The organism is Kitasatospora sp. NPDC059827 (genome assembly GCF_042731675.1).
In the GTDB taxonomy this organism is placed as follows: Bacteria; Actinomycetota; Actinomycetes; order Streptomycetales; family Streptomycetaceae; genus Kitasatospora.
Genome location: NZ_JBHWIV010000158.1, coordinates 1 through 7,409 on the forward strand (window position 1 = coordinate 1; position 7,409 = coordinate 7,409).

A 7,409-nucleotide genomic window follows, 5' to 3' on the forward strand; every position below is an offset into this window, starting at 1 on the left:
TGGTCGCGGGCCCCCCCCCGGCGGGGGGGGACAACTCGTCCCCCCCCGGCCCCGTGGCCGCCGGCGGGTGCCGGGGGGGGGCCGGGGCGGCCGGGGGGACGCACGGGCCCAGCGCGACGGACCGGACCGGACGGGCCCGCGGACGTCCCGTCACCCGCGGTCAGCCCTGCGTCTCCTCGCGGCGTCCGACCGCGGCCGCACCGGGTACGACGAGCAGCTTTCCGGTGGTACGCCGAGCCTCCAGATCGCTGTGGGCCTGGGCGGCCTCGGACAAGGCGTAGCGGCCCGTCACGGTGACCTCCAGCGCCTTGGAGCGCACCCACTCGAACACATCGGCGGCCCGTCGGAGCAGTTCGGACCGATCGGCGATGAAGTCCCCGAGGCTGGGCCGGATCAGGGTCAGCGAACCGCCGTGGGCGAGCCGAATCGGATCGAACGGCGGCACGGCACCACTTGCCGCGCCGAAGAGCACGAGATGGCCGCGGGACCGCAGACTGGCGAGGCTCGCATCGAAGGTGTGCGCGCCGACGCCGTCGAAGACGACCGGCAGTCCCCGACCGCCGTTGAGCCGCCTCACCTCGGCGGCGAGATCGTCGACCGCGGAGGAGAGGATCACCTCGGCGGCCCCGGCACGCTTCGCCAGCTCGGCCTTCGCCGCAGTCGACGTCGTGCCGATCACCCTGCCGCCGAGATGGGTGATGAGCTGGGTCAGAAGCAGCCCCATGCCACCAGCGGCCGCATGCACGAGCACCGTGTCGCCCCCCTGAACCGGGTAGGCGTCCTTGACGAGATAGTGCGCGGTCATGCCTTGGAGGAGCACGGCGGCGGCCGTCTCGAAGCCGATGTCGTCGGGCAGCGGCACCAGCCGGGAGGAGTCCACGACGGCCCGCTCGGCGTACGTGCCGGGAATCTCCACCCAACCGACCCGGTCCCCGACCGCGACGTCGGCGACGCCGGGTCCGACCTCGACGACCGTGCCGGCACCCTCAGCGCCCGGGGTGAAGGGCAGCGGGAGCGTGTACCGGCCTTCGCGGTGGTAGACGTCGAGGTAGTTGACCCCGGATGCGGCGACCTCCACGACCGCTTGGCCCGGCCCCGGCCGCGGCTGGTCCACCTCGGCCTCCCGCAGCACCTCGGGACCGCCCACTTCGTACACCTGAATCGCTCGCACAACCCCTCCAATAACGGCTCGTCCCCCACCAACCCCGTTGACGGCGATCCGATTCCCGGCCGGCGGACCGGCCCGTACCGGTGTTCCCCGAGGCCGGTACCGGGCGAGCGATTCGTTCAAGACCCCCGGGCGACCGCCCCCGAGACTGGCCCGCATGACCGATCGCGCCTTCACTCCCGCCGCCGGCCGCCTCGCCCCGCTGCGCCTCTACGACCCCATCGTCTCCCTCACCCGCGAACGCCTCTGGCGCAGCCTGCTCGCCATGCACGCGGCCCCGCGCCCCGAGGACGTGATCGTCGACGTCGGCTGCGGCACCGGCTCGCTGGCGCTGCTCCTCAACCGCGTCGAGCCGCGCGCCCGCGTCATCGGCGTCGATCCCGACCCGGGCACGCTCGAACTGGCCCGCCGCAAGGCCGCCGCCACCGGCCCCAACACCGGCCCCGGCTCCGCTCCCAAGTGGCTGACCGGCATGGGCGACGCCGTCGCCGATCTGGTCGGCACCGGGGCCGCCGACACCGTCGTCTCCAGCCTCGTCCTGCACCAGTGCCCCGTCCCCATGAAGCGGGCCGTCCTCGCGTCCATGCACGCGGCGCTGCGCCCCGGCGGCAAGCTGGTGATCGCCGACTACGGGCGCCAGCGCACGCCGGCCATGCGCCTGGCCTTCCGCATCGTGCAGTTGGCGGACGGCAAGGAGGACACCCAGCCCAACGCGGACGGCATCCTGCCGCGGCTGATCGCCGAGGCCGGTTTCCACGGCGTGCGCGAGGCCGAGACGGTCGCGACGGTCACCGGTTCGATGTCGATCTACGTGGCCCACCGCGCGTAGGCCGAACGCGAGCCGGTCAGCCGCGCACCGGCCGGGCGCGAGCCGCTCAGGCCCGGGGGCCTTCGGCCCGGGCCCGAGGCGCGCAGCACCGGCAGCACCTGCGACGGGGTGAGCCCGGTCATCTCCCGCATCTGCCGGGTGAAGTGCGCCTGGTCCGCGAAGCCGCCCGCCACCGCCGCCTCGGCGAGCGTGCACCCCTCGCCCAGCGCGTCGGCCGCGCGGGCCAGCCGTAGCCAGATCCGCCAGCGCGCCAGCGGCACCCCCAACTGCCGCCGGGCCAGCGCCCGCAGCCGCTGCGGGGAGAGCCCGACCTGCGCGGCCAGCCCCGGCAGCGCGACCCGGTCGTCCGCGAGCGCCTCCATCGCCGCCCGCAGCCGGGCGTCCACCTCGGCCGACGGCAGCACCCCGGACGGACGGACGTGCTCCTCCGTCAACTCTCGCCACCGGGGGCCACGCGGACGCCGTCGACGTGCTCCGCCCGCAGGCGGTCCGCGAACGCGCAGTGCGGGTCGACGTAGAACACCAGCACCCGGCGGGTCGGCGCCATCCGGTGCCGCACCATCGGCGCCACCACCACCGCCTCACCCCGGTGCCTGACCCCGGCGCCGTCCGCGATCGTCACCTCGCCGCCCGGCGCCGCCACGGCGACCTGGAACGCGGCGTGCCGGTGCGGCGCGCTGTCTGCCAGCGGCCCCCGGTACAGCGCGTAGCCCGGCCCCACGACGAAGCGCGGCTCCGTCAACCGCGCACGCCGGGACCGGCGCCGAGGCGGCCGAGCATCGCCATCACGGTGATCCGCATCTGCTTGTCGTTCGTCACCGCGCAGTGGGCGTCGACGCCCCGCTCGTCCGGTTCCTCGGTCGGGTCGACCAAGCCCAGCCGGATCAGGTCGACGGCGTACTCCCGGCACCGGGAGTAGCTCTCCGCGGCACTCACCGCCTCGACGTGGTCGATGCGGCTCGGATCCCCGGCGCGCAGCAGCGCCGGGGTCGGGACGGGCCCCAGCACCTCCCCGAGCCACTCCGAGACCGTCTCCCGGGAACTGCCGCGCTCCAGCTCCGAAGCGGACGCGGCGGTGAGCGCCAGGTGGACGAGGAGCAGCCCGAACCATCTGGCGACCTCGGCCGGAGGGGTGTCCTCACCCGCCGGCGGCATCACCGCCTGGTACAGCCCGGCCACGTCATCGGCACTCACGGCGGCGATGACGGCCTTGACGGCGCTGCCGAGCGCAGCCTCGTCGGTGCTCACGTCAGTGGTCCTCCCCACAATCGGCAGCCGCCAACTTACCGCCTCCGCCCGGGGATCGGCGCGACCCGGCGATCGTTCACCCCCCGGGCCGGACGCACGTGCGAGGAGCAGCGGAAACCCGGACAGTCCTTCGATGTGCACACCGTCCACGGCTCCGTACCCGAACGGTACGATCTTCACCGAACGCACACCTGTGCGAAGAAGTTCCGTGGAGAAGCAGGTACATGTCCCACCCGTTCGTCATCGTCCCCCTCGTCATCCTCCTCGTCAGGCTGGGCCTCTGGCTCAACAAGCGCCGCAAGGCCTCCAGGGGGCTCGAAGCGGCCGCAGCGGGTCTGGTGCCGCGCGCCGAACTGGTCGAAGTGGGCGACGAACCCACCGACCCGGCGGCGCGGGCGGCGCTGGACGCGGCCAAGGCCGGGGACTGGCGCCCGGCCGCCGCCCACCTCTCGGGCGGCGACGGCGACTGGAGCACCCGCTACTCCCGGATGGGCCCGTTCAGCGGCCTCGCGGCCACCGACGACGGCTGGCTCCGGACCTGGCGCGAGGAGCAGCCGGACAACCCCCAGGCCGCCCAGGTGCACACCGAGGCGCTGGTCAAGCGGGCGTGGCAGATCCGCACCGCGAAGTACGCCTCGCAGGTGACCCGCGAGCAGGCCATGGGCTTCCACCAGGTGCTGCAGGAGGCCGAGGAGATGTCGTACGAGGCGGTCCGGCTCGCCCCGGCCGGGGACCCGAACGCCTGGGTGGCACAGCAGTCGATCGCGATGGGCCAGGGCTGGTCGCACGAGCGCTACCGCGCGCTGTGGGCCGAGATCGTGGCCCGCGAGCCCCACCACATCGGCGCGCACACCTCCGCCCTGCAGTACTGGTGCGAGAAGTGGCTCGGCAGCAACGAGTTGATGCACGAGTTCGCCGACAGGGCGATCGCCGGCGCACCGGCCGGCAGCCTGCTGACAGCACTCAAGCTGCGGGCGTACTGGGAGCAGATCCTGCGCGACAGGTCCGCCTCCTCGCTCTACCGTTCCCCCGCCTACACGGCCGCCGTGGACGCGGCCCTGCTCGACCTGGCGGCCGCCGATCCCGCCCACCCCGGCATCGTCGCGGCGCGCGGCTGGATCGCCCACGCCCTGATCGAGAACGGCCGCCCGGCGCAGGCCCTGGACCTCTTCCGCGGGATGGGCCGGGAGATCGCCGGCCCGTGGCTGTACTACGGGAACCCGGCCGCCGTCTTCGACTCCGCCCGCACCAAGGCCGCCCGCGCCGCAGCCTGACGATCCGTCATCCGACCCGGACGCCGCAGGTTGCCACACGACGGCCCTCCACCCGACGGGCGGAGGGCCGTCGCCGCGTTCCAGTAACCCTCCCGGGATCCGCGCCGCGCCTACCGGCCACCCCGGCCCGGCGGTCAGCCCTCGGCGCCCCGCCGCTCCAACCGGGTCCCCGCCCGCAGCGTGATCGACATCAGGTCGCTGGGGCCGTCGAGTTCGAGCCGGTGCCAGCGGCCGCGCGGGACGACCACGGCGCTCCCGGCCGTCAGCCGCACCGACTCCTCGGCCGCTCCGGGCTCGACCGGCCGGAAGAAGACCCGGGCACCGCCGGCCAGGCAGCACACCGCCTCCTCCGCCTCCGGGTGCATCTCCCAGTGGTCGGCGTGCACATCGGCGTCGGTCTCCACGTGGAACGCCGCGACCTGCCAGGTGCCCTCGGTGCCGGCACCGCCGCCGGCCATCCGCCGTTCGGTGGCCCGCAGTTCGCCGTCGGGGCGGAAGTGCAGCGCCGAGGCGAACAGGTCGACGACGGCGATCGGGGTGGTGGTCATGAGGAGTTCCTTCCAGTCGGAGTTCTTCGTGGCGTTCCACGGCGGCGAGCGGACGCCCCTCGGGCGCACCGGGCCGCCGCCGGGGCAGGACGGTGACGGCGACGACCGCCGCCAGCGCGAACAGCACGGCGCCGGCGGCCAGCCCGAGGGCATACCCGGCGTCCAGGGCGGCCCGGCCGGTGGTCGCGGCGGCGGTCGAGCCGGTAGTCGAGGCAGCGGCCGAGGCGGTGCGGTGGGCGGCGAGGGTGGCCAGGGCCGCCAGCCCGACGCAGCCGCCGAGTTGGCGCGAGCTGCTGAGCAAGCCGGAGGCCGCCCCGGCCTCGCGGGGTGCGACACCGGTGGTCGCGGCGGCGGCGACGGGAGCCAGCACCAGCCCGGTGCCGAGGCTGGTGACCAGGGACGGACCCAGGACGTCGCCGAGGAACCCGCCGTCCGGGCTGATCAGCGCGAACCAGCCCAGCCCGGCGGCGGCCAGTACGGCCCCGGGCACCAGCACCACCCGCGGGCTGCGGTGCGCGGTGATCCGGGTCGCGAACAGCGAGCCCACCACCAGCCCGGCGGAGAACGGCAGGAACGCGGCCCCGGTGGCGGCGGCACCCAGGCCGAGCACCTGCTGGAGGTGGAGCGAGACGAAGTAGAAGGCCGCGAACTGCCCGGCGGCGGCCAGGAACACCAGCACGTTCGCCCCGGCGACCCAGCGGCTGCGCAGCAGTCCGAGCCGCAACAGCGGTGCGGGCGAACGGAGTTCGGTGACCACGAAGGCGACCAGCAGCGCAGCGGCAGCGCCCAGCGTGGCCACGGTGGCCGGCGAGCCCCACCCCAGGCTCTCGGTCCGGACGACGCCGAACACCAGCAGCCCGACTCCCCCGGTGGCCAGCACCGCGCCGAGCACGTCCAGCCGTTCCCGCCGTACGGGCTGCGCCCCGGCCCCGATCCCCCGGGGCAGCAGCGCGAGCGCCGTCGCCACGATCGGCAGGTTGACCAGCATGACCCAGCGCCAGCTGGCGTACTCGGTCAGCACCCCGCCGGCCAGCACGCCCAGCGCGCCCCCGGCGGCGTTGGCGGCGCTCCACACCCCCAGGGCGCGGACCCGCCGGGGGCCCTCGGGGAAGGCGGTGGTCAGCATCGCCAGCGCGGCCGGGGCGGCCGCCGCGGCGCCCACGCCCTGCCCGGCCCGGGCGGCGACCAGCTGCCAGGGGTGCTGGGCCAGCCCGCCCGCGAGCGAGCAGAGCCCGAAGACGGCCAGCCCCAGCACCAGCAACCGCCGCCGCCCGTACAGGTCGCAGGCGCGGCCGCCGAGCAGTAACAGCCCGCCGAAGGTGAGCGCGTAGACGTGGACGACCCAGGAGAGGTCGAGCGGGGCGAAGCCCAGGGCGTCGCGGATCGCGGGCAGCGCGACGTTGACCACCGACATGTCGAGGGCGAAGACGAACTGGGCGACGGTGACCGCCGCGAGCACCAGGCCGGGTCGGCCTCGCGAGTTTCTGTACATGTAAGGAAAGTACCCCCGGAGGCTCTCCGCTGTCGAGCCGCACAGGGCGGGCGAGGCACCGCGGACCCCCCGGACGGGGCATGATGAGGGCATGCAGCAGCCCTCCCCCACCCCCCGCAAGGCCACCGGTCGTCCCCCTCGCATCTCCCGGGAGGAGGTCGTCGAGACGGCCCGCCGGATCGTGGCCGAGGAGGGCGTCGAGCGACTGACCATGCGCCGCCTGGCCACCGACATCGGCAGCACCCCGATGGCGCTCTACCACCACGTGCGCAACAAGGAGGAGTTGCTCGTCCTGCTGCTCGACGACTACGCCGCCCGCACCCTCCACCCGGTCGAGCTCCCGGCCGACCCGCGCGAACGCGTCCTCACCGCGGCCGCCGCGATCCACGACGCGCTCGCCGCCTGCCCCTGGATCGTCGAAGTCCTGGCCGCCGACGACCTGTTCTCCACCCACGCCCTCTGGTTCGTCGAGCAGATCGTCGACGGACTGGTCGACTGCGGCCTGACCCCGGAACGCGCCGCCCAGGGCTACCGCGCGATCTGGTACTACACCGCCGGGGAGATCGTGGTCCGCACCACCGCCGCCAGGCGCCGCACCGCCGACGACCGCCCCACCTACCGCGAGCAGGTCTTCGCCGGCCTCGACCCGGCCGTCCACCCCCGCCTGGCCCAGGTCGCCGGCGACTGGGAGGCCCTCACCGCCCAGGACACCTACCGCGACGGACTGCGCGCCCTGGTCTCCGGCCTCCTCGCCGCAGGCTGAAACGCGGCCGCACGCTGAGACACGGGACCGGCCCCCCCGGCGCAACCCCCCACGGGCCCGTCCCGGGCCGGGGGTGAGGGCCCCGCA

8 protein-coding genes and 1 pseudogene are annotated in these 7,409 nt (G+C 74.9%); 3 read left to right on the forward strand and 6 right to left on the reverse strand.

The genetic code is table 11. The annotated features are described in order from the left end of the window. Positions 1-160: 160 nt before the first annotated feature. The gene (locus ACFV8H_RS40870; RefSeq protein WP_380409793.1) at positions 161-1,171 is read right to left on the reverse strand and encodes a quinone oxidoreductase family protein; all 1,011 of its coding nucleotides are present in this window, start codon (positions 1,169-1,171) and stop codon (positions 161-163) included. Between the two features lie 154 nt (positions 1,172-1,325). Here ACFV8H_RS40870 and ACFV8H_RS40875 point away from each other — a divergent pair, with 154 nt between their 5' ends. Then, positions 1,326-1,997: a class I SAM-dependent methyltransferase gene (locus tag ACFV8H_RS40875; protein WP_380409795.1), complete on the forward strand. Its 672-nt coding sequence runs from the start codon at positions 1,326-1,328 to the stop codon at positions 1,995-1,997. On the opposite strand, the gene ACFV8H_RS40880 is transcribed toward ACFV8H_RS40875, so the two are convergent. From ACFV8H_RS40880 to ACFV8H_RS40890, 3 genes are read right to left on the reverse strand one after another with little or no spacing between them, the layout of a single operon-like run. Then, positions 1,976-2,431: a helix-turn-helix domain-containing protein gene (locus ACFV8H_RS40880; protein WP_380409796.1), complete on the reverse strand. Its 456-nt coding sequence runs from the start codon at positions 2,429-2,431 to the stop codon at positions 1,976-1,978. The genes ACFV8H_RS40875 and ACFV8H_RS40880 overlap by 22 nt on opposite strands. After that, the gene (locus ACFV8H_RS40885) at positions 2,428-2,739 is read right to left on the reverse strand and encodes a hypothetical protein (protein WP_380409798.1); all 312 of its coding nucleotides are present in this window, start codon (positions 2,737-2,739) and stop codon (positions 2,428-2,430) included. Before ACFV8H_RS40885 ends, ACFV8H_RS40880 begins: the two co-directional genes overlap by 4 nt. Continuing rightward, positions 2,736-3,245, reverse strand: a complete 510-nt coding sequence (locus ACFV8H_RS40890; protein ID WP_380409800.1) for a hypothetical protein — start codon at positions 3,243-3,245, stop codon at positions 2,736-2,738. Before ACFV8H_RS40890 ends, ACFV8H_RS40885 begins: the two co-directional genes overlap by 4 nt. Positions 3,246-3,469: 224 nt before the next feature. On the opposite strand from ACFV8H_RS40890, the gene ACFV8H_RS40895 reads away from it, so the two are divergent. Beyond that, a complete protein-coding gene (locus ACFV8H_RS40895) occupies positions 3,470-4,519 on the forward strand; it encodes a hypothetical protein (RefSeq protein ID WP_380409802.1) in 1,050 nt (349 codons plus the stop codon). Positions 4,520-4,653: 134 nt separating this feature from the next. On the opposite strand, the gene ACFV8H_RS40900 is transcribed toward ACFV8H_RS40895, so the two are convergent. Continuing rightward, entirely contained in the window at positions 4,654-5,067 is a 414-nt protein-coding gene (locus tag ACFV8H_RS40900; RefSeq protein WP_380409804.1) for a cupin domain-containing protein, read from the reverse strand. 1 nt (position 5,068) lies between these two features. Further along, positions 5,069-6,559: pseudogene (locus ACFV8H_RS40905) on the reverse strand (MFS transporter); the annotation flags it as partial. 91 nt (positions 6,560-6,650) lie between these two features. Between ACFV8H_RS40905 and ACFV8H_RS40910 the strand changes: the two are divergent. Further along, on the forward strand, positions 6,651-7,322 hold the full coding sequence (locus ACFV8H_RS40910) for a TetR/AcrR family transcriptional regulator (RefSeq protein ID WP_380409806.1): 672 nt from the start codon (positions 6,651-6,653) through the stop codon (positions 7,320-7,322). Positions 7,323-7,409 lie beyond the last annotated feature (87 nt).